Raw genomic sequence first — 23,386 nt, 5'->3', positions numbered from 1 at the left:
AGCGGCAGGTGAGGGGGCCGCTGCGGCCGCCCGGCGCCGGAGGTGCCCGGCCGTCAGGCGCTCGTGTCCGCCGGACGCCGGAGCAGGTAGACGCCGGCGGCGGCGACCAGGACGGCCATGCAGGCGATGAACACCAGTCCGGCGCTCTCCAGACCGATCGGGCCCGAAAGGACTCCCACGCCGATCACCGGCAGCGAGATGCCCGCGTACGCCACCACGAACAGTGTCGAGATCACCGCCGCGCGCCGGTCGGCGGGCGACGCCCCGGCGACCCCGGACAGGGCGGCCCGGAACGCGAGCCCCTGGCCCGCGCCGCCGACGAGCGCGCTCACCACGATCAGCGGCAGCAGTTGCCACCGCAACGCGCCCGCGAGCAGTGCGAGCCCGATCAGGAGCGCGGCGCAGCCCAGCGGCAGTGACCGCCGCACGCCGAACCGGCCCACCGCGGCCTGTCCGGCGATCGAGGCGAAGAAGGCCAGCGCGACGATCAGCCCGCTCACGGCGTGGTTGTCCACGTCCAGGGATTCGGATAGGAAGGCCGGGCTGACCGAGGTGAACACTCCGAACAGGGCGAATCCCGCGAAGGAGGCGAGCGCGGCGGGTTTGAAGACCGACCGGACCTCGGGCGGCAGGCCGGGCCGCTGCGGGCGGACGGTGCTCAGGGGCCGCCGTTCGCGGACGGTCTCCTCCAGGCCCAGCAGGAGGAGGGCCGAAGCGGCCAGCAGGGCGAGGTGCACGGCGAAGGGCAGGTGCAGCGGCCAGGCGGCGTACTGCGCGAGGATGCCCGCGAGGAGCGGCCCGCAGCCCAGCCCGCCCATGTTGGCGGCCGTCGCGACGAGGGTGGCCCGCGAGGAGCCCCTGCCGGGGGCCAGTTCCATGACGTACGCGGTGGCCGCCCCGGTGAACAGTCCGGCGGACAGTCCCGACAGCAGCCGGCCCACGTACAGCCATCCGAGCGAGGTGGCGCACAGGAAGCAAACGGCGCTCGCCGCCGCGCATCCCAGGCCCCACAGGAGGACCGGCCGCCTGCCCACGGCGTCGGAGGCGTTGCCGGCCAGCAGCAGGACGCCGATGACCCCGAAGGCGTACACCGCGTAGACGATGGTCACGGTCAGCTCGGAGAACCCGAACTTGTCCTGGTAGAGGCCGTAGAGGGGAGTCGGCAGGGTGGTGCCGGCCATGCACACGGCGAACACCGCCCCGCTGAGGTAACACGGGAGCCACCCTCGGCGATCACGGTCACCGTTCACGGGATCGACGGTAACCCGGCGTGGTCGTCACCGGCCGGTTCGGCATGCCGCCCGGTGGCCGGACGCTCCGCCGCCTGGCCGCTCCGGTCGTCGGCCGGTCCCTCCGGGTGCTCCGGTCGTCCGTCGCTGTCGCCGTCGCCGGCGGCTCGGGGCGGATCTGCTGACGGCGAAGTGGAACGTGGGGCGGCGTGGGCGCTGCCATGCTGGCCGTATGGGAACGAAGCTGACGGTGCGCCGGCTCGATCTGGGTTCTTTCGTCAGGCCGTCTTCGGAGACGGGCGGCCCGGCGCCCCGGGTCGAGCCCGTGCTCGCCTATCTGGTCGGCCACGAGCGGGGTCTGCTTCTCTTCGACAGAGGTATGGGTGACGCGGGCCCGGAGACCGAGGCCCACTACCGGCCGCGGCGGCGTGCCCTCCGCGAGGCCCTGTCGGCGGCGGGGGTCTCCCTCGCCGACATCGGCGTCGTCGTCAACTGCCATCTCCACTTCGATCACTGCGGGGGGAATCCGCTGCTGGCCGGCGTTCCGGTGCTGGTCCAGCGCGCGGAGCTGTCCGCCGCGCGGCACGGCGGCTACACGGTGGACGGCCTCGTCGACTTTCCCGGTGCCGTTCACGAGGAGCTGGACGGTGAGAGCGAGGTCTGGCCCGGCGTCCGGATCGTCCCGACGCCGGGCCATACGGCAGGGCACCAGTCGCTGGTCGTCCGGCAGCCGGACGGCACCGTCGTGCTGGCCGGGCAGGCACACGACTTCGCGTCGCGGTTCGCTTCGGACGTGCTGGCCCGGCAGGCCGCGCTCGACGGCGTCGAGCCGCCTCTTCCCGCGTACCGGCCCTGGGTGGACCGCCTGGCCGAATTCGATCCCCGGCGCGTGCTGTTCGCCCATGACTGCTCGGTCTGGGAACCGGCGCGGAGCCCGTGACCCCGGCGTCCGTGGCGTGTTCCGCCGGCGGTCGGCCCGGTCAGTGGGCGATGCCGTCGATCAGTTCACGCGCGCCCTGCCGGAGCAGGGTGACGGCCACCGAGGTGCCCAGGGTCGCCGGGTCGAGGGGACCGGCCCATTCGTGTGCGTTGAGGACCGTCTTGCCGTCCGGGGTGAACACACAGGCGCGCAGCGAGAGTTCCCCGTTGCGTTGAGCTCGGGCGTATCCCGCGATCGGGGAGTTGCAGTGGCCCTGGAGCACATGGAGGAACATGCGCTCGGCCGTGATCTCCCGGTAGGTGTCCGGGTGGTTGAGCGGGGCGACGGCGTCGATGGTCTCGGTGTCGTCCTCCCGGCACTGGAGGGCGAGGACGCCGGCTCCGATCGGCGGGCACATGGTCTCGGTGCCGAGCGTGTCGCTGATGACGTCGGTACGGCCGATGCGGCGCAGGCCGGACACGGCGAGCAGGAGCGCGTCGGCCTCGCCCGCGGCGAGCTTGGCGAGCCGCCGGTTGGCATTGCCCCGGAACGGCACACAGCGCAGTTCCGGCCGGACCGCCGCGAGTTGGGCGGCGCGTCGGACGGACGACGTGCCGATGCGGGTACCCGGGGGCAGTTCGTCGAGGGTGAGGCCGTCCGGGTGGACGAGGGCGTCGCGGATGTCGTCCCGCTCCAGGAACGCGGCGAACGTCGTACCGGCCGGGAGGGGCCGGTCCGCGGGGATGTCCTTGACGCAGTGCACGGCGAGGTCGGCGTCCCCGGCGAGGAGGGCGGCGTCGACCTCCTTGGTGAAGGCGCCTTTGCCCTCGACCTGTGAGAGGTCGCCCAGCCAGGTGTCTCCGGTCGTCCTGACCGGGACCACGTCCGTGCGGACGGACGGGTACCGGGCGGCCAGTTCGGCCCGGACGCGCTCGACCTGCGCCAGGGCCATGGGTGAGTCGCGGGAGACGATACGGATCAGCTCAGGGGCGGACATGTCGCCCACGATAGTGCGCCGGTCCGGCGGGATCCGCCTGTGCCACGCGGACGGAAGCAGCCCCTGGACACCCGGCGATTTCCGGCCGCATTGAACAGGCGCCGCCGTGGCGGTCGTTGCCGGGAGCGCACCGGCCGGTGGCCGGAGACTGCCCGGGAACCGGCCATCCCTCCCGTGACCAGGCGGACTTTCCCCCTCATACAGGGGGCACGGACATCGGCGCGCGGCTCAGGGGCGCCGTGTGCCGGGCACCTGCGCGCCGTCCCGCCGGCGCCGGGGTTGGCCGATTCGCCGCCGTACCCCCTTCCTCACTCCTTGGAGGACTGTCCGCCCCCGGATCAGGTCCCTAGCATGACCTCTCACGGCTGCGAATCTTGAGAACGGGCGAGGGCTGGATGAGTAACGGGGACACCTCCATTCCGAAGAACATCGACGTGAACGTGCCGAGTGTCGCGCGGATGTACGACTACTACCTGGGCGGCAAGGACAACTACCCCGCCGACCGGGTCGCGTGCGAGGAACTGCTGGAGCGGGTGCCGAGCACCAAGGTCCTGGCGGTGAACAACCGGCGGTTCCTCCGCCGTGTCGTCCACCATCTCGCGTCCGAGTACGGAGTCCGGCAGTTCATCGACCACGGATCCGGTCTGCCCACCCAGGACAACGTCCACCAGGTGGCCCAGCTCGTGGACCCCGCGTCCCGGGTCGTGTACATCGACAACGACCCCATCGTCCTGGCCCATGGCCGCGCGATACTTGAGGAGAACGACAGGACGGCGGTCATCCAGGCCGACATGCGGGACACGGACGGGATCCTCGGGCATCCCGAGGTGGTCCGGCTGATCGACTTCGACGAGCCGGTGGCGGCGCTGTTCGTCTCCGTACTGCACTGCATCCCCGGCTCGGACGACCCGGCCGGGCTGGTGCGCCGTGTGGCCGACCGGCTGGCACCGGGGAGCTTCCTGGTGGTGTGCCAGCTCGTCAGCGAGGACGCGGCCACCCGCGACTTCGTCACGGACTACATGGCGAAGAGCACCGGGAACCAGTGGGGCGAGGTCCGCCGGCCCGAGGACGTGCACGTCTTCCTGGAAGGGCTGGAAGTGCTGCCGCCCGGCCTGGTGGAGGTGTCCACCTGGCGGCCGGACTCGGACCTGGCGCCCAAGCAGGCGACTCAGGAGTGGATCGAGTACGGGGGCGTCGGACGCAAGTGGTGAGCCGGGCCGACGCCGGTCAGGAGTAGCGGGCGAGTGCCAGCCTCAGCAGGTCCCTGCTCCGGACGGGGTTCGGGGACTGGGCGCTGAGGGAGTCCAGGATCCAGCGGTACTCGTCCGTGCTCTCCCGCTTGTTCACCGACGTGGCGTTGGTCAGGTGCTCGACGTAGGCGACGTCGGGCAGCTGGGCCATGGCGAACCGCAGGTAGGTGATGCCGTTGCCCGGTGACGTGTGGGCGGTCACGGCGAAGGGCGCCACCTGCACGATCACATGGGGCAGTTCGGTCATCTCCAGCAGGTGGGCAAGCTGCGCGCTCATCACCCGGGCGCCGCCCGTCGGGCGCATCAGGACCGCCTCGTCCAGCAGGACCCACAGCTTGGGCGCGTCGGTGCGGTGCAGCAACTCCTGGCGTTTGAGACGCAGTTCCACGCGCCGCCGGGTGATCTCCTCCGGCTCGATCGCGTGCCCGGAGCGTACGACGGCGTGGGCGTAGTCGGGGGTCTGCAGGAGCCCCGGGATGTAGTGGCTCTCGTAGGTGCGGATGGACGCCGCGGCCTCCTCCAGCCCGACCAGGGGCTCGAACCAGTCGGGCAGGACGTCGGCGTACGTGCGCCACCAGCCGCGCTCGCCCGCCTTGCGCACCAGGTCGACGAACTCCGCCGTCCGGTGAGGGTCGGTGACGCCGTAGAGCGCGAGCAGGTCGGCGGCGTCGCGCTCCTTGCACGGGGAGTGACCTGTCTCCATGCGGCTGATCTTCGCCGTGGAGCAGCGGATGCAGGTGGCGGCGACGTCCGGGGTGATGCCCGCCTGGGTGCGCATCCTGCGGAGCTCGGCGCCCAGAACGAGCCGTAGGACTGTGGGACTTGGTGGGGTTGCCGGGGCGAGCGTCGGCTTCCGTGACGGCTGAAGCGGTTCGATGCCGGGCATGCGGGCTCCTGATGGCGGGCGTCAGAACGCCAGTGTGCCATCAGGAGCCCTGCAACAGGGTGCTCACGCACGCACGTGCGGTCCGCTTTCAGCCGATCATGCGGTCGAAGTCACCGTCCCTGACGCCGGCGAGGAAGGCGCGCACCTCGTCGCCCGTGTACACGAGTGCGGGCCCCTCGGGGTGCCGTGAGTTACGTACGGCCACCTCTCCTCCGGGAAGCAGGGCCATCTCGACGCAGTTGCCGCTGGGGTTGCTGTGGTGGCTCTTCACCCACTCCACGTCGGTCAGGGAGTGGGCGGGGACACCGTTGTCGATGTGCTGCATACGGTCCATTCCTTCGTGACAGTCGGCCGGGACGCCCCCGGCACGGGAGCCGGGCGCGGCGGGGGTGAACAGATGTTTCCTGCTCACACCACCGGGTGCAATTCCGGATGCAATTGCACCTGTGCGCGGACGGCGAGGATACTAGTGCCCGTCCGGCCCCCACGGCACACGAACACGGCACCACGAAGCGGCCTTTCACCGAAGGGTGATCAGTGCGCATGCACGCGGAGAACGCATCCCGTCCGGAAGCAGCGGCCCGCTGCACGGATCTGGCCGAAAATGACGGCGTACCGCAGGAGAGATGGGCGAGAGATCTCGGCATCGCCGCCACCCGGTTCGCGACGCACGGCCTGGACGCGGGTCCGGAGAGTCTGCGGCGGGCGCGGGCGTTCGTCCGCGACTCCCTGGAGCGGTGGGGACTGGAGTCCGCGCCCTGCGCCGACGACATGGCCCTGGTCGCGGGCGAGTTGGCGAGCAACGCCGTCTGTCACGCGCTGCCGCCCTCGGGCCGTCCGGTGAGCCTTCCGGCGGCCTGGCTGGGTCTGGCCCGGCAGGAGGGGGCGCTCGTCTGCGCGGTGAACGACCCGAGTCCCGACGCGCCCGTGCTGCGTGAGGACGAGGGGTTCCTGGAACGCGGTCGCGGACTTCGCATCATCGACGCGCTGAGCAGTTCGTGGGGCTGGTCCCCCACCGGCCCCGGAAAGACCGTCTGGGCGAGGGTTCTCGTCGCCTGAGGCCCGGAGCCACAGCCGGAGGGCGGCGGCGCGCACTCCGGCCGTCGGTTCTACGGCCGCGCCAGCGCCGCCCAGGCCCGCGCCAGCAGGGTGTGTCCCAGCGGCGTCGGATGGACCCCGTCACCGGCGATCCGTCCGGGTCCGCCCGCGGTGCGCGCGGCCTGGTTGAGCAGGCCGTCCGCGGCCAGCAGCGCGGCGTCGAACTCCTCGGCGAGCCGGCGGACCACCTGGATCCTGGGGTCGAGGTCCGTACGCCACTCCCACTGCTCGGCCGTCACCGGGACCAGGAAGGGTTCGACGAGGACCAGCCGGGCGTCCGAACGGTCGCGGACCTGGGTGAGCAGGAACCGGTAGTCGTCCTCGTACGCGTCCGCCGGGGTGGTCTCCCCGGCACGGTAGCGGTACCAGGTGTCGTTGACGCCGACGAGGACGGACACCACGTCCGGCTCCACGTCGAGGGTGTCCGCCTGCCAGCGGGCGCGCAGGTCGGCCACGCGGTCGCCACCGACGCCCCGGTTGACGAACGTGATGCCGCTGTCCGGCCGCGCGGCGCGGACCAGGTCGGCCGCCATCGAGGCGTATCCGTGGCCCAGGGGGTTGTCCGGGTCCGACAGCCGGCCGCATTCGGTGATGCTGTCGCCCTGGAAGAGGACGGTCCGCGCGCCGGGCGGGATGAGGGTCACGCGGTGCTCCAGAGGTGAGGGCTCCCGCCGGACCGGGTGCCCGGCGGGACGGTCGCGGGAGGGCGTGGCGCGCCGTGGCTCCACGCTCTACCGGAAAGCGGCCGGGGGCCGCACCGAGCTGAAGTCGAGCGCGCGGTCCACCTCCCGGAGGGTCTCCTCGGCGACCCGCCGCACCTCGGCCGGGACGTCGCCCTGCTCCTCCACGAGGCCGGCGTAGATCGGTGCTTCGGTCTTGTCGGTGAAACTCACGTCGAAATGCCCATCCATCGGTCCATGCCCGCCAATCAGCGGAAACGGGAGCCGAGTGTACGCGGTGCGCGACCTCCGCCGTGGGCGGACCGGCGAAGAGGTCCGCTTCTCCCGCCGAGCGAGCGGCGGGAGAAGCACGGCAGCGGCTATTCGATCATGAGCTGGACGTCGATGTTGCCCCGGGTCGCCTTGGAGTAGGGGCAGAAGGCGTGCGCCGTCTCGACGAGCCGGCGGCCCGTCTCGCCTTCGAGTTCGCGCGGCAGTTCGACCCGCAGAACGACCGCCAGGCCGAAGCCGCCGCCGTCCTTGCCGATCGAGACCTCCGCCGTCACGGCGGCGTCCTTGGTGTCGATCTTCATCTCCCGGCCGACCGCGCCCATCGCGCTGGCGAAGCAGGCGGCGTATCCGGCGGCGAAAAGCTGCTCGGGGTTGGTGCCCTCGCCGTCGCCGCCGAGGGCCGGAGGCAGGGCGAGCGCGAGGTCGATACGTCCGTCCGAGCTGACGGCCCGGCCCTCCCGGCCGTTCGCGGTGGCGGCGGCGGTGTACAGCGCGTCCATGTCGGTGACCTTCTCCCGTACGACGGCGACCGCGAGCCGGCCGCCGCCAGAATGATTGCACACAACTCAGTTGTGCACAATCCAATTACGGCCGACAGGCTAGGCTGGGAGGCATGACGTCATCGCCGGCTCACTCCCCCGGGCTCCCGGAGCTGCCCGACACCGAGCTGCTCCGCCTGGACCACCAGGTCTGCTTCTCCCTCCAGGCCGCTTCCCGCGCCTTCGGCGGTGTCTACCGCCGGGCACTGCGGGATCTGGGTCTCACCTACCCCCAGTACCTCGCGATGATGGTGCTCTGGGAAGAGGGCCCCCTGCCGGTCAAGACCATCGGCGAACGGCTGCACCTGGACTCCGGGACCCTGTCCCCGCTGCTCAAGAGGCTGGAGTCCGCGGGCCTGGTCAGGCGCGAGCGCAGCGCAGAGGACGAACGCTCGGTCACCGTCCACCTCACGGACTCCGGGACGGACCTGCGGGAGCGCGCCCTGCCCGTCCCCCGCGCGGTCCTCCGGGCCACCGGCCTGTCGGTCCAGGAGGTCTCCGCGCTGCGGGAAACCCTCGGGCGGCTCACCGACTCGCTCTCCCGGGCGGTCTGACGCACCCACCGCGGGGCCGGGCCGCAGCAGTCGCCCCGGTCACCGGGGCGAAATAGGATGCGAGGAACGAACGCAACGCGGAGCGGCCCATGAACCGGCGTCGAACGTCCCGGTCGGCGAGCGCCGAGGAGTTGCTCAGCACCTTGCAGCACCTCACGGCACGCGCCCGGGAGGAAGTAGGGCTGCACCAGGCCCGCGTGGAGCTGGCCCAGGCTCTTCAGCGCAAGATGCTCCCCGCGGATCTGCCCGCCTTCCCGGGGGTCCGGACCGCGGCCCGCTACGCCCCCGCCCGTGACGGGCTGGACATCGGCGGCGACTGGTACGACGGTTTCCTGCTGCCGGACGGGGCGCTCGGCCTCGCCATAGGCGACGTCCAGGGGCACGACGTCGAGGCGGCGGCCTTCATGGGGCAGATCCGGATCGCGATGCGGGCCGTCGCCAGCACGGTCGCCGATCCCGGTGAGGTGCTGAGCCGCACCAACGACCTGATCCTCTCGATGGATTCCAGTCTCTTCGCCACCTGCTCGTTCTTCCGGTTCGATCCGGTGACCCGGGAGCTGTCGGGGGCGCGCGCCGGCCATGTGGCCGGTGTGTGGGCGACCTCCGACGGCCGCTCGGGCATCACCTCGGACGCCGGGGGGCTCCCTCTGGGCATCCAGAGCGGGCAGAGCTATCCGGTGACCCGGCGCACGCTCGACGTCGACGGCGCGTTCGTCCTGCTGACCGACGGAGTGATCGAGGGCCCCTCGTTGTCGATCGGTGACGGGCTCGAGGAGGTACGGCGCCTGGTGAGTGCCCATGCCGGTGCCTCCGCGGAGGAACTGGCCGACCGGGTGCTGCGGGCGGCCGGGCTGACCGGTCACGAGGACGACGCGGCCGTTCTCGTGCTCCGTAACGAGATCCCGAGCCGGGAGGCGGCCTCCCCCGACGGCGGGTGACACGCCACGCGGGGCCCCGCGCGTGTCACCTGCGCCCGTCCCCGGGCGCGGTGTCTGATGAGACGCGTGATCCGCAGCCAGGAAACCAGACGCCGGACCGTGGCCGTGCTGCGGATCCTGGGCATCGCCGCCGCCTACTACTTCTCCGGGCGGCTCGGACTCCTCAGGCAGGTGGAGGTGGAGGGCGCGATCGTCTCCCCGCTCTGGCCGCCCACGGGGATCTCGCTGGCCGCCCTGCTGTACCTGGGCATCCGGGCCTGGCCCGGGATCGCGCTCGGCGCGTTCCTCACGCTCATCACCCTGAGCGGCGGCGATCTCAGCCTGTCCGGATCCGGGATCGCCGCGGCGAACACCGTGGCGCCGCTCTGTGCCTACCTGGCGCTGCGGGCGGTGGGATTCCGCACGGAACTCGACCGGCTGCGGGACGGGGTCATGCTGGTCTTCCTGGGCGCCATGGGCGGCATGCTGGTCAGCGCGACCATCGGTTCCCTCGCACTGGTGCTGAACGGTGATCTGGGCGCGGACAACTTCTGGCAGGTCTGGTCGGCGTGGTGGGCGGGGGACGCGATGGGCGTCCTCATGGTCACCCCGCTGCTGCTCGTCCTGCGCCGGGCGCGGCTGCCCCGGAGGGGAGACCGGTGGCTGGAGGCCTCGGCCCTGGCCGTCGTCGCGGTGGGCGTCACGAGCGTGGCGACCCGGAGCCCGCTCGCCATGATCTACCTGCTCTTCCCCGTACTCGTCTGGGCCGCCCTGCGCTTCCAGCTGGCGGGCAGCGCGCCCTGCTCGCTGCTCATGTCGGTGATGGCGATCATCGCGGGAACCGGGCGCGCGGGGCCCTTCTCCGGCAACACCATGCTCCAGGTGATACTCAACCTCAGCATTCTCAACGCGTGCGTCGCACTCACTGCGCTGCTGCTCGCCGCGATCGTCACCGAGCACAACAACATCATGCGGGAGACCGAACTGGCGTGCGAGGAGCTGGCGGCGCTCGTCGAGGAACTGGCGCCGCGGCCGGACACCGACGGTCCGCCCGGCGGTGCGGAAGGCCTCCCCGGCCGGGCGTGACCCACCGGGCGTGACCCACCGGGCGTGACCGGCCGGTGTACGGCCCGGCGGGCTTCTTCAGCCTCCTGCGGGCGGCCGATGCCTCGGACCTGGGCCGCCGCCCGTGAGGGGCCGCCCGGCGTCAGTGGAGCCGGAAGTGGCGCGCCAGGAAGTCGTTGCGGAACGTACCGGCCGGGTCCAGGCGCCGGGCCAGCCGCTCGAAGTCGGCGTAGTGGCCGTACAGCGCCCGCAGGGAGCCGGGCTCCGTGGTGAACACCTTGCCCCAGTGGGGCCGCGCCCCGAACGGCGCCAGCGCCTCCTCGATCGCCCCGACGACGGGGGTGACGGCGGCGCCGTCGGGCACCCAGGTGAAGTGGAACGCGACGCTGTCCCTGCCCTGGGCCGGGCTCAGCCACAGGGCGTCGGCGGCCACCGTGCGGATCTCGCCGATCTGGAGCAGCGGCGCGACGCGATCGCGGATGCGGTCCAGGGCCTCGTAGGCCGCCACCGCGTCACGCCGGTCGACGAAGTACTCGGACTGGAGCTCGTCGCCGTTGCTGGGGATGAACTCCAGCCGGAAGTGCGGAAGCCTGGTGTGCCAGGGGCCGGGGACACCGTCCTGTTCGGTGCAGTGCCGGGCCGGCATCCCGGGGACGGGGTGCCTCGGTCCGGCGGCCCGCTCCGCCCCGAGCCACCGGCGGGGGGCGGTGCCGGGCCCGTCCTCGCCGACCCGTCGCTTGAGCCAGACCTGGTCGACGGGTCCGTCGCGCCACGTGGTGAAGAGGCTCACGCTGTAGGCGTCGGACATCACCTCGTCGAAGCGGTCGAGGAGCCGCTCCTGCGGGAGCCCCTCGTACACCCACTGCTGGACCTCGAACGCGGGTACGAGATCCAGGGTCACCCGGGTCACCACGCCCAGCGCTCCCAGGGAGACGACGGCTCCGGGGAAGTCCGCGTCGCCGCGCCGGACCGTGGTCAGGGTGCCGTCGGCGGTGACGAGTTCCAGGGCGCGGACGGCACCGGCCAGGGAGCGGTTGGCCACGCCCGATCCGTGCGTGCCGGTGGCGCAGGCGCCGGCCACCGAGATGTGGGGCAGCGAGCCCAGGTTGTGCAGGGCGAACCCGGCGCGGTGCAGTTCCCCGGTGAGCTCCCCGAAGCGCAGTCCGGCGCTGACCGTGGCCGTCGCGGCGGCCGGGTCGATCTCGACCGCGCGGGGCAGTCCGGCGACGGAGACCAGGTCGCCGTCGGTGTCGGCCACCGTGTTGAAGGAGTGCCCCGTGCCCAGCGCGCGTATCGCGGTCCCGGCCGCCACGATGTCCTGGAGTTCGGCCACCGAGGCGGGTGTGTGCAGCCGCCGGGCGGCGAACGTGATGTTGCGGGCCCAGTTCTGCCGTGGGGCGGACGGGGAGCGCACCGAGTGATCGATCATGTCCACCGAGCTTACGCCCGCCGCACCGCTCCCCCGTGGGCCCGGTGCGCGCCCCGGTCTCAGTACGGCAGGGGCCGTCCGGACGGTGTGCGCAGGTCGAGCGGGGGCGGCCCCGCGGGAGGTCGTGGACGTCGGACGATCTGGATGCGGCCCATGGCCACCCCCTCCTGGTCACCCGGTATCTGCCCATCCGGACGGCCTTCACACCTCCCCCGTCCAGGACGGGCCGGGCGCGGATGCGGAGAGGGCCGAGTGCGGTGACCCTGGACCGTAGGGGGATGCCGAGCCGAGGAGGACACCCATGTCCGCGATGGACAAGATCAAGCAGATGCTCAAGGGCCACGAGGACCAGGCCCGGAAGGGCGTCGACAAAGCCGGTGACACGGTCGACGACCGGACGCACGGCAAGTACGGCAAGCAGGTGAAGTCCGGTCAGGACAAGCTCAAGCAGCACCTCGGCTCGGACCAGGACCAGGACAGGCCGCCCCGGTCCTGAGGCCGCCGGCCCGGTCGCCCTGACGCGGCCGGGCCACCTGGCCCGCGTGGTTCCGGAGCCCGTGGCAGGCTGCCCGCCGCCACGGGCTCCCGCGTGCCGCGCCACCCTGTTTTCCGGACCGCCCCGCGGGTGCGTCGTCCGATTCCTGTTATCGTCCCCGCCGCACCACGTCTCCCGAGTGTGGGAAGTGACGGAACAGGACCCCGGAAGAGTGAGCACAGCATGGGCGAGGTACGCGGGACCGCGTTGGTCAAGGCGGCGCAGAGGGGGAACGAGCAGGCCCGGGACCGGCTTGTCGCCTCGTACCTGCCGCTGGTCTACAACATCGTCGGCCGGGCACTGAACGGTCACGCGGACGTCGACGACGTGGTGCAGGAGAGTGTGCTGCGCATGCTCCGGGGGCTGCCGGGTCTGCGCGACCCAGGGAGTTTCCGGTCCTGGTTCGTGGCCATCACGATGAACGAGATACGCGGGCACTGGCGCGAGCGCCGCACCGGTGAGATATCCGCCGACCCGATACCCGAGGCGCACGAGGTGGTCGATCCGTCGGCCGACTTCGTCGAGCTGACCATCGTCCGCCTGGGCCTGACGGGGCAACGGCTGGAGACCGCCGAGGCCACGCGGTGGCTGGACGTCGCCGACCGCGACCTGCTGTCGCTGTGGTGGCTGGAGACGGCCGGGGAGCTGACCCGGAGCGAGGTCGCCGGCGCACTCGAACTCTCCCCGCAGCACACCGCGGTACGGGTGCAGCGGATGAAGGCGCAGCTGGAGGCGGCGAGGGTGGTGGTGCGGGCCCTCAAGGCGAGCCCCCGCTGCGTCCTGCTGGACGATCTCACCGCCTCCTGGGACGGGATGCCGTCCGCGCTGTGGCGCAAGCGTCTGGCGCGTCACGCCCGGGACTGCACGGTGTGCTCAGGGCACCGCTCCGGGCTGGTTCCCGCCGAGAGCCTGCTCGTGGGGCTGATCGTGGTTCCGCCGGTGGCGACCGCCGGCGCTACGCCCGCGGATTTCCTGCCGGTGTCGAAGACGGCACACACCCCCGGGCCGGGGCGGGCCGAGCTGCGCCGGGGCCGGTCCCGCCGGCGTCGGCGGAACACCGTGGTGGCCGCGCTGGTGGCGGTCGGGACGCTGGGCGGCGGCGGTACGGCGGTACACCTCTACACGGACGACACGGACGAGGGGCCGGCGACGGCTGTCGAGTCCCTCGCCGGCCCCTCGGAGGCGGTCGCCCCCTCAGCGTCCTCCTCGCCCTCCGCTCCGGCCTCCGCGTCGCCCGCGTCCCCGGCCGGCTCCGCGTCACCGACCGCGTCCCCGTCCCGGACCCGGAGCGCTTCCCCCTCCCCCGCGCCGGCCCGGACCACCAGGCGCCCGCCGTCGTCCGAGCCGCCGGCCCCACCGGCGCCCGCGTCCACGGAGCCGGCTCCCACCTCGGAGGCCGAACAGGTCATGGCGCTGGTCAACGCGGAGCGGGCCAAGGAGGGGTGCGGAGCGGTGAGCGGCAACAGCCTGCTGGCGACGGCCGCTTCGCGGCATTCGGCCGACATGGCGGACCGGGACTACTTCTCGCACACCTCCCCGGACGGCACCGACCCGGGTGACCGCATCACGGCGGCGGGATACCGGTGGAGTACGTACGGGGAGAACATCGCGAAGGGACAGACGACCCCAGCGGCGGTGATGGAGGCCTGGATGAACAGTCCCGGCCACCGCGCGAACATCCTGAACTGCGCGTTCAAGGAGATCGGTGTCGGCAGGGAGGACTCCTCCGACGGTCCCGTGTGGACCCAGAACTTCGGCGCCGCGCTGTGACGCGGCGGCCGGTGCGGCGGCCCGGGTCCGCCGGGTGACCCCGGCCGGGTACGGCGGCGCCCGGGGCCCGGAAGGTCTCCGGGCGCCCGGGCGGCGGCGGGTCAGCGGCTGATCAGTGTGAGGGCGGTGCAGGTGCCGCTCACCGCGCCGACGGTGAGGACGGACGCCGCCACACAGCGGGCCCTGAGCTGCGCGTACCGCTCGGTGTATTCGCCCCGCAGTTCGACGGCGCGGTCCGCGATCCTGGTGAGAGTCTGCCGGCAGAGGTCCACCCGGTCGCTGAGGTAGACGCGTTCGACGTCCTCACGCTGGGCGGTGGTGAGCCAGGGCAACTGCTCGGTGAAGCGGACCGCCTGGCGGCGGGCCTCCTCGACCTCGGCGTTCCAGAGCAGGTAGCCCTCCACCTGGGCCAGGCCGCGGGCGTTCTCCTTGTCGGGTTTCACGCAGTCCTCCTCTCCTGGGTCGGTCGTCCCGGGTGCGGTCTCACGCCTGCTTGTCCCCGGGTGCCACCGTCACGGACTCGTGGGGGCGGGTGGCCGCGTCGTCGAGTGCGCGGACCTCGGGGTAGTGGAGGTCGAACGCCGGGGATTCCGAGCGGATCCGCGGGAGGGTGAGGAAGTTGTGGCGCGGGGGCGGGCAGGAGGTGGCCCATTCGAGCGAACGGCCGAAGCCCCAGGGGTCGTCGACCTCGATCTTCCTGCCGTATTTGGCGGTCTTCCAGACGTTGTACAGGAACGGCAGCATCGACAGGCCGAGCAGGAACGAGGAGACCGAGGAGACCGTGTTCAGCGTGGTGAATCCGTCGGCCGCGAGATAGTCCGCGTACCGGCGGGGCATTCCTTCGGCGCCCAGCCAGTGCTGCACGAGGAATGTGCCGTGGAAGCCGACGAACAGCGTCCAGAAGGTCATCTTGCCGAGTCGCTCGTCCAGCATCTTGCCGGTGAACTTCGGCCACCAGAAGTGGAATCCGGCGAACATCGCGAAGACCACGGTGCCGAACACCACGTAGTGGAAGTGCGCCACGACGAAATAGGTGTCGGACACGTGGAAGTCGATCGGCGGCGAGGCCAGGAGCACGCCCGTCAGACCGCCGAACAGGAAGGTGACCAGGAAGCCGATCGACCAGAGCATCGGTGTCTCGAAGGACAACGACCCTTTCCACATCGTGCCGATCCAGTTGAAGAACTTCACCCCGGTCGGTACCGCGATCAGGAAGCTCATGAACGAGAAGAACGGGAGGAGCACCCCGCCCGTCACGAACATGTGGTGCGCCCACACGGTTACGGAGAGACCGGCGATGGCGATCGTCGCGCTGATCAGACCGACATAACCGAAGATCGGCTTCCGGCTGAAGACCGGAATGATCTCCGAGACGATTCCGAAGAACGGCAGAGCGATGATGTACACCTCTGGATGCCCGAAGAACCAGAAGAGGTGCTGCCACAGCAGAGCGCCGCCGTTCGCGGCCTCGAAGACGTGCGCGCCGAATTTACGGTCGACCTCCAGCGCGAGCAGCGCCCCGGCCAGGACCGGGAAGGCCATCAGGACCAGCAGCGCGGTCAGCAGGATGTTCCAGGTGAAGATCGGCATACGGAACATCGTCATGCCGGGGGCGCGCATGCAGATGATCGTGGTGATGAAGTTGACCGAACCGAGGATCGTACCGAAGCCGTTGAACACCAGGCCCATGATCCACAGGTCGCCCCCGACACCGGGAGAGTGCACCATGTCGGTGAGCGGGGAGTAGGCGAACCAGCCGAAGTCGGCCGCACCCTGCGGGGTGAGGAAGCCGGCCACCACGATCAGCGAACCGATCAGATACAGCCAGTAGGCGAACATGTTCAGGCGCGGGAACGCCACGTCGGGCGCGCCGATCTGGAGCGGCATGATCCAGTTCGCGAAACCGGCGAACAGCGGCGTCGCGAACATCAGCAGCATGATCGTGCCGTGCATCGTGAACGCCTGGTTGAACTGCTCGTTCGACACGATCTGGGTGCCGGGGCGGGCCAGTTCGGCGCGCATCACGAGGGCCAGCACGCCGCCGAGGAGGAAGAAGGCGAACGACGTCGTCAGGTAGAGCGAGCCGATCGTCTTGTGGTCGGTGGTGGTGAGCCACTTGATGACCACGTTGCCCGGCTGCCTCGCGCGCACGGGCATTTCGTCCTGGTAGGCGGCATCGGCTTCCACCGATTCTGCGGGGCCCCTCGTCGTCACTGCGGCACTCCTTCGGTCGACGGCCGTTGCGGACTCGGCGACCAGGATGGACTCCCGCACAGCGGTACCGCGTGACATCCCCGGGGACTGGGCACCTCTGGCTGGCAAAGGACACTCCATCGGCCCAAATCCCGCGACGCCGCGTTGACGCGCCAGGCTCAGGCTTCGGCCCAGTCACGCATCGCCTGCTTGGAGTCGAAGTCGGCCACGTTCTTGTCGAGCGGCCGGTCGGTGTACTGGTGGATGCGCCAGGGTGCCTCGACGCGCGGCTTGCCCGGGGTCACGTAGTCCGCGATCCAGAGCCCGTCGCCCGCGTACGAGGAGGTGTCGTGTGTCCTCCAGTAGGCACGGTTGCAGTAGAGCAGCACGCGGTAGTGCGGACGCAGCCGCTTCACCTCGTGGATGAAGCGGTCCTTGTCCTTGCTGCTCGCCCATGTGCCGTCCCCGGTCTGCTCCCAGTCGGCCGCGAGCAGGTCCCCCGTCCTCTCCGGTGTGTGGGACACGAAGTACTCCGCCTGTGCCTTCGCGTTCCCCGGCCACAGGAAGTGGTAGAAGCCGACGACGCATCCCGCGTCCTTGGCGCGTTTGACCTGACCGTCGAGTTTCGGATTGACGTAGGACCGGCCCTCGGTGGCCTTGATGAACACGAAGTCCACCTCGTCCGTGTCGAAGTCCGTCTGGTGGGAGCTGACATCGATGCCGTGCAGCACGGGCACCACCTCCGTCGGGAGTGCTGCGGTTCCGCTTTCCCTCCCATACGTGCCCGTGCGGTCCGGCGCCATCCGCCGGTCCACCACAGAAACGTTTCACCGTCGCGGAATAGTGGCCTCGCGAACGGAGTCGGTGATCCGGCGAAAGCCTTTGCCCCACGCATTCGGCGCCGGAAGGCCCGATCCATGACGACAGGAATCACCGGGGAGGGCGGTATCGACCCCCGGAACGGACCGGGGAGCGGCGCGCCTGACGGTCCCTGGGCCCCGAGGACGCGCCGGGGCGGGACGGCGCGTCCTCGGGGCCGGAGACGGGGCGGCGGGAGCCCCGGCACGGACGCTGCGCGTCGGGCCCCGCCACCGTACGGGCACCGGCCGGCGCGGGTGAGCGGGCCGCCCCGGGGCGCCGTGTCAGACCGGTTGGCCCACGGGCCGGATGATCACATGGTTGACATCGACGCCCTCGGGCTGCCCCAGCGCCCACACGAGGGAGTCCGCGACCTGATCAGCCGTCAGCAGGAGACCGTCCGGGAGGGCGCCCAGGCCGTCCCAGAACGGTGTCTCGACCCGTCCGGGCGCGATCAGGGTCACCCCGACGCCGTCCCCAGTCACCATGCGCCGGGTGTTCTCGGCCAGCCCGGTGAGCGCCCACTTGGTCGCCCCGTAGAGGTTGCCCGGTGTGTGGACGAAGCCGGCCACGCTGCCGACCAGGACGATCCGCCCACGCGTCGCCTTGAGCGCGGGCAGCGCGGCCCTGATCAGCAGCGCCGGGCCGAGCACGTTGGTGAGGACCATCTCGCGCCAGCCCTCGGGGTCGCCCTCGGCCAGGGTGTCGTGGGTGGCCGTGCCCGCGTTCGCCACGACGGCGTCCAGGCGTCCGAACCGCCTGACGGTGGCATCGACGGCCGCCTGGACCGCGGCGGGGTCGGAGGCGTCGCCGGTGAGCGTCAGCAGCGCCTCGGGGTTGCCGAGTTCCTCGGCGAACGCGCGCAACCGGTCCGCACCGCGCCCGGTGACCGCGACCCGCTCACCCCGGTCCAGCAGCCGCCGGGCCGTGGCCGCGCCGATCCCGCTTCCCCCGCCGGTGATCAGTGTCGTCGAAGGCTCGTTCATGAGAGGTCCCCCTGTGGTCCGCGCTCCGCGACCGTCGCGGGCACATCGGGCATCCCATCATTTCGAGCGTTCTCGAAGTCAAGGGCGCGCTCCGGCGGTGGAGTCGGGGGCGAGGCTGTCCATGAAGGAGCTGACGGAGAACACGGCGCGCCCCGGGCCGGCGGGGCCGTAGCCGGGCGGTGAGGAGAGCCCGTACTCCTCCATGGTGGAGCGGTAGGCGTCGAGTAGCCGGATGTGGTATTCAAGCGGCGCGCCGTCGGGGTTGGTCCGGCCGAGCGGTGTCGTGGGCTCGGGACACCAGGTGGTGAAGCGCGGCGTGATGCCGTGCGACATGAAGAACCTCAGGCCCTCGGTCGTGGAGGCGATGGCCTCGTCGACGGTGGTGAAGCCGTGGGGCGCGGCCATCTCCACGCCCGCGACGAAGTTCGGGATGACGTTGCGGGCGCCGAACACGTCGGCGGAGTCGAGGATACGGCGGTGCCACTCGTCTCGGCCGACGTAGCGTTCCTTGCCGGGGCAGTACAGCTCGAACAGCCGGCGGTCCCACACCTCGTAGTTGGGGTGGTAGATCTGCACGCCGTAGTCGTGGAAGCGCTGGACGTCGGCCTTGGGCAGGGCCTGGGCGACGACCTTGCCGATCCAGCGGCCGGGGAACCGTTCCTCGATGGCCTTGGCGTACCGCCCGTAGAAGTCCGCCTCGTCACGCCCCTGGATGTGCGAGGTGATCGCCCCGCCGGTGAGCGTGTAGGCGGTGGTCGTCCTCGTGGTGTCGTGGCGGTCGATGATCGCGAGGGCTTCCAGGACCTCCTCCACGTCCTTCACCCCGGTGTAGGGACGGCCCGCCGCCTTGTGCTGGCGCCAGTTGTGGTTGATGTCGCAGTACTGGCACTCCTCCTTCGCGCCGAAGTACTGGCAGACCCGGAACACCGTGAGGTAGACGAGGTATCCCCACTGGATCGTGGGCGCCACCTCCATCACGGACTTGCCGTTGTCCAGGGTGTGCCGGTAGTAGTCCGGCATCGGCGGCAGGCCAACGTCGGAGATGCGCTTCCCGTCGAGGTAGAGGCCGAGGACGCCGTCCTCCGCGGCCGCCACCCGGTACGGGGAGGCTGGGTTGACCCGCACGGAGACCACCGTGCGGCGCAGGTCGTAGGGGCCGCCGGTGAGGACGATCTCCTCCGGGGGCCTGCGCAGCGCGGCCGCCCCCAGTTCGGGCAGGGTGCCGTGGTCGAAGGAGAAGATGAAGTACGACTTCGGCTTGACGTCGCCGTGTTCGTTGTCGCTGAGCGCGGACTCGTCGAAGGCGACGCCGCCGCGCAGCAGATCCTCCTTGATCACGGCTTCCCGCGGCACATGGGGGAACCGCTCCATGAGCCGCTCGACCAGACGCGTGCGGTCGCCCGGGGACGCGGTGGGGGTGAGGCCGATTTCGATGGGACGTGCCATGGGTGCGGGGCTCCTCGGGTCCGGTGTCCTGGGCGTTCTCGTGTGTACGCCACACTGTCCAACGAACCAGCACCCTCAACCGTTCGCACATGATCCGTCCGGCCCCGACGGGTGTCCGGACGCGGACAAGGAGTGACCCATGGCCCGCACCATGACCGTCTCCGGCGGCATTCTGATCGACGCGGCCCCCTCTCTCGTGTACGCGCGGGTCAGCGACCCCACCGCGATGGGCCGCTGGAGCCCGGAGAACCGCGGCGCGCGGGTGCTCGGGGACCGCCGGGAGGCGTACGTGGGCATGGTGTTCGAGGGCCGCAACAAACGCGGCGCGTTCAGCTGGACGACCAGGTGCACGGTGACGGCCGCCGATCCGGGTGCGCGGTTCGCCTTCCGGGTGCACGCGATCGGCGCCCGGCGGCCACGGCTGCGGGGTGCGATCGCCCTGTGGGAGTACCGCTTCGAGGAGGCCGGCGGTGGCACCCGGGTCACCGAGACCTGGACCGACGAGCGGCGGAGCTGGCCGGACCTCCTCGCCAACGCCTTCGACCGTGTCGCGACGCGGGGCCGTACCTTCGCGGACTTCCAGCGGGACAACATCCGTACGACGCTGGAGCGGCTCAAGGCGGCGCTGGAGGAGGACGGGGAGTCCGCCGGGCGGCACACGGCCGACGGCTGACGGCGGGGACCGGGGGCTGAGTCCGGGGCGGGGAGCGGGGGCGACGGCTGGTGACCGGGGGCGAGGGGTGACCCGGCGTCAGGCTGCTTCGCCACGTCGGCCGTCCGGCCAGTGCGAGGGCCGGGTCAGCGCGCGGGGAAGACGGGTGGCGGTGTCGCCCCGGGCCGCGTTCACCTGGGCCTGGGTGAGGAAGAGGGCGTCGGTGAGGTCGGCGCCGGACAGTTCGGCGTCACGGAAGTCGGCGCCGATGACATCGGCCAGTCGCAGGTCCGCGCCGCGCAGGTCCGCCGCGATGAGGAAGGCCCCGCGCAGATCGGCACCGCGCAGGTCCGCGCCGCGCAGCCGGGCGCCGATGAGGTCGGCCCCCCGGTGGTCGCGCTTCTTGCGCGGGTGGCCCGCGGCGCGCGCGAGTTGACCGGCGCGCAGCAGCAGCGCGGCGATCTGCTCGCGGTGGGCCGAGACGTCCAGTGCGGCGAGGTCTCCGGCCGGAGACAGGGTGAGACGTTCGGTGCTCTCCAGCGAGGCGCGCAGCTCGGGGTGCAGAGGGGCGGCGGCGGGCAGGCTCAGGGCCTCGGTGAGGTACCAGAGCAGTTCGTGGAGCTGCCGCATCACCGGGAAGACCTGGAACATCTGTCGGGCGGTGTCCGGCCGCCGCCGCCAGTCCTGGCCCTCGTAGGTCAGCCGCGAGACCTTCTGCCCCGCGCCGAAGCAGTCGTACACGGTGCATCCGGAGAACCCTTCCGGCCGCAGCCGGGTGTGGATGCCGCACCGGAAGTCGTCCTGAAGGTTGGGGCACGGGGCCCCGGCGTCCTTGTCGATGGCGAAGTCGGCCGACGCGGTCAGGGTCAGCGCGACGCAGCACAGCCCGAAGCAGTTCGCGCAGTCGGCTCGGAGGTCTGCCCGCTCGGCGGCGGATGAGGGTATCGGGTCGGTGTCGGACACGTGCTCGTTTCCTCCGGGTACGTCGCTGGGTGCCGAGTTTATCCGGGCAGCCGGGGCCGCACGGCCCGCCCGCTGTCGGTGGGGCGGCGCACACTGGGTGACGGATCATCGTACGGGCGAGAGGACAGGGCGTGGACGGTTCGCAGGGGGCGGCGTTCGTACCCTCCACGGGGGACGGCCCGCCGGCAGCCGGGCCTCCAGGGGTGCGCGCCGGTGCGGTGCGGACGGCGTTCGAGGGGATGCTGCAGATCCGGCGGCTCACCGGGGCGGGGCCGGAGCCGGAGAGTGTCCCCGCCGCGTGGGAGCTGAACCGGCCGGTGCGCGCCGTGGCGCTCGCCCTGGAGGCGGCGGGGGTCCCGCCATCGGCGACGGGGGCGTCCGGTGAGCGCACGGCCACGGGCTACCGCGTGTGCGCGGGAGAGTCGCCGGGGGCGGTGCGGGTGGAGTGGGTGGGCCCGCCGGGGAGCGGGGCGGCGCACGACGAGGAGGAGGCGTTGGGCCGGTGCCTCACCGTTCTGCGGCGGTCGGGGTGGACACCGTTGCTGTACCGGGGGCCTCGGCGGCGGCGCTTCCTGGAGGTCGAACCGCCCGCCGGTGCCGCGCGCGCGAAGGACGGGAGGGGGCCCTGAGCGGTTGAACCTGCGGCACACGGCCCGTTGTCGGACCCGTGAGGGATGCTTGACGGTCCGACACCTTCGAGCGGGAGATGCTGAGATGCGCGATGACGACGTGACCGCGGCCCAGGCGTACGTGCGGTTACTGGAGACCACCCGGGCGGTCCTCGCGGATCCGGACGACACGCCGTTGTATCTGCCGCTGCTGGCGTCACCGATCGAGGAGGCGGACGAGGCTCTGCGGAGTGCGGGACTGTCGGGGAACGAGGACCGGCTGTTCGCGCTCGTACGGGCGATCCGGCCGGGCACGGAGGCCCCGGACCGCTGATCCGGGGGCGTGGGACCGGACCGCCGGACGTCTGGAGGCGGCGCGGGGGTGAGTGCCGGGCCGGGGCCCCGGGCGGGGAGGGCCGGATCAGGGTGCGGGACACAGGCCGAGTTCCAGTTCGCCGAGCGGCTGGAAGTGGCGGGCGACCTCGTCGGCGGTGACGTCACCGAGGCGCGCGGGGTCCCACATGGGGCTCCGGTCCTTGTCGATGATCCTCGCGCGCACGCCCTCCACCAGGTCGTGGCCGTCGAAGGCCCGGCAGGAGACGCGGAACTCCTGGTCGAGTGCCGCTTCCAGGCTGTCGAGCCGCCGGGCTCGGCGCACGGCTTCGAGGGTCACCTTGAGGGAGGTGGGCGGCAGGGCCAGCAGTTCGCGGGCGGTCTCCCCGGCCTCCGGGGCTCCGTCGTCGGTGAGCCGCTCGATGATCTCCTCGACGGTGGCGGCGGTGTAGCAGCGGTCGATCCACGTGCGGTGCGCGGCGAGTTCGGCGTCCGGTGCCGGGGTGGCGTACCGCCGTACGGTCTCCGTCACCTCGGCGGGGGCGGCACACCGCGCGAGGGCCTGGACGAGGCCGGGCAGCCGGTGGGAGGGGACGAAGTGGTCGGCGAGCCCGCACAGGAGGGCACCGGCGGCGTCCACCGGGCGGCCGGTGAGGGCGAGGTGGGTGCCGAGTTCGCCGGGCGCGGTGGCGAGCAGGCGGGTGCCGCCGACGTCGGGGACGAAGCCGATGCCGGTCTCGGGCATGGCGACGCGTGAGCGCTCGGTGACGACACGGATGTCGCCGTGTGCCGACACGCCGACACCGCCGCCCATGACGAGGCCGTCCATGAGGGCCACGTACGGCTTGGGGAACCGGGCGATCCGGGCGTTGAGCCGGTATTCGTCGCGCCAGAAGTCCACCGAGGCGCGGCGTCCCGCCCTGGCGTCCTCGTAGATCGAGCGGATGTCGCCGCCCGCGCACAGTCCGCGCTCACCGGCACCGCTGATGAGGACGGCGACGACCGCGTCGTCGGCGGCGGCCAGGTCGAGGGCCTCGTCGATGGTCCGGACCATGCTGTGGGTGAGGGCGTTCAGGGCCCGGGGGCGGTTGAGGGTGATGTGCAGGACGTGGCCCTCGGTGTGCAGCAGGACGGACTCGACGTCGTTCATGGGGTGCGCTCCGGTCAGCCGTAAGTGATCTCCGTGGGCCATTGTGCGACGTGGGTCCT

26 protein-coding genes are annotated in these 23,386 nt (G+C 71.7%); 11 read left to right on the top strand and 15 right to left on the bottom strand.

Going from position 1 to position 23,386, the window contains the following annotated elements:
- Positions 1-53: 53 nt before the first annotated feature.
- Positions 54-1,181, bottom strand: a complete 1,128-nt coding sequence (locus tag B9S64_RS33880) for an MFS transporter (RefSeq protein WP_181012261.1) — start codon at positions 1,179-1,181, stop codon at positions 54-56.
- 280 nt (positions 1,182-1,461) lie between these two features.
- On the opposite strand from B9S64_RS33880, the gene B9S64_RS33875 reads away from it, so the two are divergent.
- Positions 1,462-2,169, top strand: a complete 708-nt coding sequence (locus B9S64_RS33875) for an N-acyl homoserine lactonase family protein (protein WP_103490878.1) — start codon at positions 1,462-1,464, stop codon at positions 2,167-2,169.
- A 40-nt stretch (positions 2,170-2,209) separates the two neighbouring features.
- Here the strand turns inward: B9S64_RS33875 and hemC are convergent, their stop codons facing one another.
- A complete protein-coding gene (hemC, locus tag B9S64_RS33870) occupies positions 2,210-3,145 on the bottom strand; it encodes a hydroxymethylbilane synthase (protein ID WP_103490877.1) in 936 nt (311 codons plus the stop codon).
- Between the two features lie 395 nt (positions 3,146-3,540).
- On the opposite strand from hemC, the gene B9S64_RS33865 reads away from it, so the two are divergent.
- A complete protein-coding gene (locus B9S64_RS33865) occupies positions 3,541-4,356 on the top strand; it encodes an SAM-dependent methyltransferase (RefSeq protein ID WP_103490876.1) in 816 nt (271 codons plus the stop codon).
- 16 nt (positions 4,357-4,372) lie between these two features.
- Here the strand turns inward: B9S64_RS33865 and B9S64_RS33860 are convergent, their stop codons facing one another.
- Both B9S64_RS33860 and B9S64_RS33855 read right to left on the bottom strand, forming a co-directional pair.
- A complete protein-coding gene (locus B9S64_RS33860; protein WP_103490875.1) occupies positions 4,373-5,281 on the bottom strand; it encodes a helix-turn-helix transcriptional regulator in 909 nt (302 codons plus the stop codon).
- A gap of 88 nt (positions 5,282-5,369) precedes the next feature.
- The gene (locus tag B9S64_RS33855; RefSeq protein ID WP_030628528.1) at positions 5,370-5,606 is read right to left on the bottom strand and encodes a DUF397 domain-containing protein; all 237 of its coding nucleotides are present in this window, start codon (positions 5,604-5,606) and stop codon (positions 5,370-5,372) included.
- A 218-nt stretch (positions 5,607-5,824) separates the two neighbouring features.
- Here B9S64_RS33855 and B9S64_RS33850 point away from each other — a divergent pair, with 218 nt between their 5' ends.
- Positions 5,825-6,340: an ATP-binding protein gene (locus tag B9S64_RS33850; protein ID WP_103490874.1), complete on the top strand. Its 516-nt coding sequence runs from the start codon at positions 5,825-5,827 to the stop codon at positions 6,338-6,340.
- 50 nt (positions 6,341-6,390) lie between these two features.
- Here the strand turns inward: B9S64_RS33850 and B9S64_RS33845 are convergent, their stop codons facing one another.
- The 3 genes from B9S64_RS33845 to B9S64_RS33835 form a co-directional block, all read right to left on the bottom strand.
- On the bottom strand, positions 6,391-7,023 hold the full coding sequence (locus B9S64_RS33845) for an SGNH/GDSL hydrolase family protein (protein ID WP_103490873.1): 633 nt from the start codon (positions 7,021-7,023) through the stop codon (positions 6,391-6,393).
- Positions 7,024-7,110: 87 nt separating this feature from the next.
- Positions 7,111-7,290 carry a hypothetical protein gene (locus B9S64_RS33840; protein WP_103490872.1) on the bottom strand — a complete coding sequence of 60 codons (180 nt, stop codon included), beginning with the start codon at positions 7,288-7,290 and terminating at the stop codon, positions 7,111-7,113.
- Between the two features lie 128 nt (positions 7,291-7,418).
- A complete protein-coding gene (locus tag B9S64_RS33835; RefSeq protein WP_103490916.1) occupies positions 7,419-7,829 on the bottom strand; it encodes an organic hydroperoxide resistance protein in 411 nt (136 codons plus the stop codon).
- A gap of 113 nt (positions 7,830-7,942) precedes the next feature.
- Here B9S64_RS33835 and B9S64_RS33830 point away from each other — a divergent pair, with 113 nt between their 5' ends.
- The 3 genes from B9S64_RS33830 to B9S64_RS33820 all read left to right on the top strand — a co-directional run bounded on the left by B9S64_RS33830 (position 7,943) and on the right by B9S64_RS33820 (position 10,425).
- Positions 7,943-8,422 carry a MarR family winged helix-turn-helix transcriptional regulator gene (locus tag B9S64_RS33830; RefSeq protein ID WP_103490871.1) on the top strand — a complete coding sequence of 160 codons (480 nt, stop codon included), beginning with the start codon at positions 7,943-7,945 and terminating at the stop codon, positions 8,420-8,422.
- 89 nt (positions 8,423-8,511) lie between these two features.
- Positions 8,512-9,360 (top strand): PP2C family protein-serine/threonine phosphatase, encoded by an 849-nt coding sequence (locus B9S64_RS33825; protein WP_103490870.1) that lies wholly within the window; start codon positions 8,512-8,514, stop codon positions 9,358-9,360.
- Between the two features lie 66 nt (positions 9,361-9,426).
- Positions 9,427-10,425, top strand: coding sequence for an MASE1 domain-containing protein (locus B9S64_RS33820; protein ID WP_103490869.1), 999 nt, complete (start codon positions 9,427-9,429; stop codon positions 10,423-10,425).
- A 121-nt stretch (positions 10,426-10,546) separates the two neighbouring features.
- Here the strand turns inward: B9S64_RS33820 and B9S64_RS33815 are convergent, their stop codons facing one another.
- Positions 10,547-11,833, bottom strand: a complete 1,287-nt coding sequence (locus B9S64_RS33815) for an FAD-binding protein (protein ID WP_181012260.1) — start codon at positions 11,831-11,833, stop codon at positions 10,547-10,549.
- A 301-nt stretch (positions 11,834-12,134) separates the two neighbouring features.
- On the opposite strand from B9S64_RS33815, the gene B9S64_RS33810 reads away from it, so the two are divergent.
- Positions 12,135-12,329, top strand: a complete 195-nt coding sequence (locus B9S64_RS33810) for an antitoxin (RefSeq protein ID WP_103490867.1) — start codon at positions 12,135-12,137, stop codon at positions 12,327-12,329.
- 222 nt (positions 12,330-12,551) lie between these two features.
- Positions 12,552-14,138 carry a sigma-70 family RNA polymerase sigma factor gene (locus tag B9S64_RS33805; protein ID WP_103490866.1) on the top strand — a complete coding sequence of 529 codons (1,587 nt, stop codon included), beginning with the start codon at positions 12,552-12,554 and terminating at the stop codon, positions 14,136-14,138.
- A 101-nt stretch (positions 14,139-14,239) separates the two neighbouring features.
- On the opposite strand, the gene B9S64_RS33800 is transcribed toward B9S64_RS33805, so the two are convergent.
- The 5 genes from B9S64_RS33800 to B9S64_RS33780 all read right to left on the bottom strand — a co-directional run bounded on the left by B9S64_RS33800 (position 14,240) and on the right by B9S64_RS33780 (position 19,621).
- Complete coding sequence (locus B9S64_RS33800; RefSeq protein WP_103493327.1) at positions 14,240-14,581, bottom strand: hypothetical protein; 342 nt, start codon at positions 14,579-14,581, stop codon at positions 14,240-14,242.
- 40 nt (positions 14,582-14,621) lie between these two features.
- Positions 14,622-16,352 (bottom strand): cytochrome c oxidase subunit I, encoded by a 1,731-nt coding sequence (gene ctaD, locus B9S64_RS33795; protein WP_109492197.1) that lies wholly within the window; start codon positions 16,350-16,352, stop codon positions 14,622-14,624.
- A gap of 158 nt (positions 16,353-16,510) precedes the next feature.
- Positions 16,511-17,062: a glycoside hydrolase family 25 protein gene (locus tag B9S64_RS33790; protein ID WP_103491147.1), complete on the bottom strand. Its 552-nt coding sequence runs from the start codon at positions 17,060-17,062 to the stop codon at positions 16,511-16,513.
- A gap of 411 nt (positions 17,063-17,473) precedes the next feature.
- Positions 17,474-18,175: an SDR family oxidoreductase gene (locus B9S64_RS33785; RefSeq protein WP_103491146.1), complete on the bottom strand. Its 702-nt coding sequence runs from the start codon at positions 18,173-18,175 to the stop codon at positions 17,474-17,476.
- A gap of 78 nt (positions 18,176-18,253) precedes the next feature.
- Positions 18,254-19,621 (bottom strand): radical SAM protein, encoded by a 1,368-nt coding sequence (locus B9S64_RS33780; RefSeq protein ID WP_103491145.1) that lies wholly within the window; start codon positions 19,619-19,621, stop codon positions 18,254-18,256.
- A gap of 139 nt (positions 19,622-19,760) precedes the next feature.
- On the opposite strand from B9S64_RS33780, the gene B9S64_RS33775 reads away from it, so the two are divergent.
- Positions 19,761-20,294 (top strand): SRPBCC family protein, encoded by a 534-nt coding sequence (locus B9S64_RS33775; protein WP_103491144.1) that lies wholly within the window; start codon positions 19,761-19,763, stop codon positions 20,292-20,294.
- Between the two features lie 78 nt (positions 20,295-20,372).
- Here the strand turns inward: B9S64_RS33775 and B9S64_RS33770 are convergent, their stop codons facing one another.
- The gene (locus B9S64_RS33770; RefSeq protein WP_103491143.1) at positions 20,373-21,236 is read right to left on the bottom strand and encodes a pentapeptide repeat-containing protein; all 864 of its coding nucleotides are present in this window, start codon (positions 21,234-21,236) and stop codon (positions 20,373-20,375) included.
- A gap of 131 nt (positions 21,237-21,367) precedes the next feature.
- Here B9S64_RS33770 and B9S64_RS33765 point away from each other — a divergent pair, with 131 nt between their 5' ends.
- Together B9S64_RS33765 and B9S64_RS33760 are read left to right on the top strand one after the other, a co-directional pair.
- Positions 21,368-21,865: a hypothetical protein gene (locus tag B9S64_RS33765; RefSeq protein WP_103491142.1), complete on the top strand. Its 498-nt coding sequence runs from the start codon at positions 21,368-21,370 to the stop codon at positions 21,863-21,865.
- An 85-nt stretch (positions 21,866-21,950) separates the two neighbouring features.
- Entirely contained in the window at positions 21,951-22,178 is a 228-nt protein-coding gene (locus tag B9S64_RS33760) for a hypothetical protein (RefSeq protein ID WP_103491141.1), read from the top strand.
- 87 nt (positions 22,179-22,265) lie between these two features.
- On the opposite strand, the gene B9S64_RS33755 is transcribed toward B9S64_RS33760, so the two are convergent.
- A complete protein-coding gene (locus B9S64_RS33755) occupies positions 22,266-23,327 on the bottom strand; it encodes an enoyl-CoA hydratase/isomerase family protein (protein WP_103491140.1) in 1,062 nt (353 codons plus the stop codon).
- Positions 23,328-23,386 lie beyond the last annotated feature (59 nt).

Origin of the sequence: Streptomyces sp. SM18 (genome assembly GCF_002910775.2) — a bacterium.
Taxonomy (GTDB): Bacteria; Actinomycetota; Actinomycetes; order Streptomycetales; family Streptomycetaceae; genus Streptomyces; species Streptomyces halstedii.
This window is presented reverse-complemented; position numbering and strand designations above follow the sequence as displayed.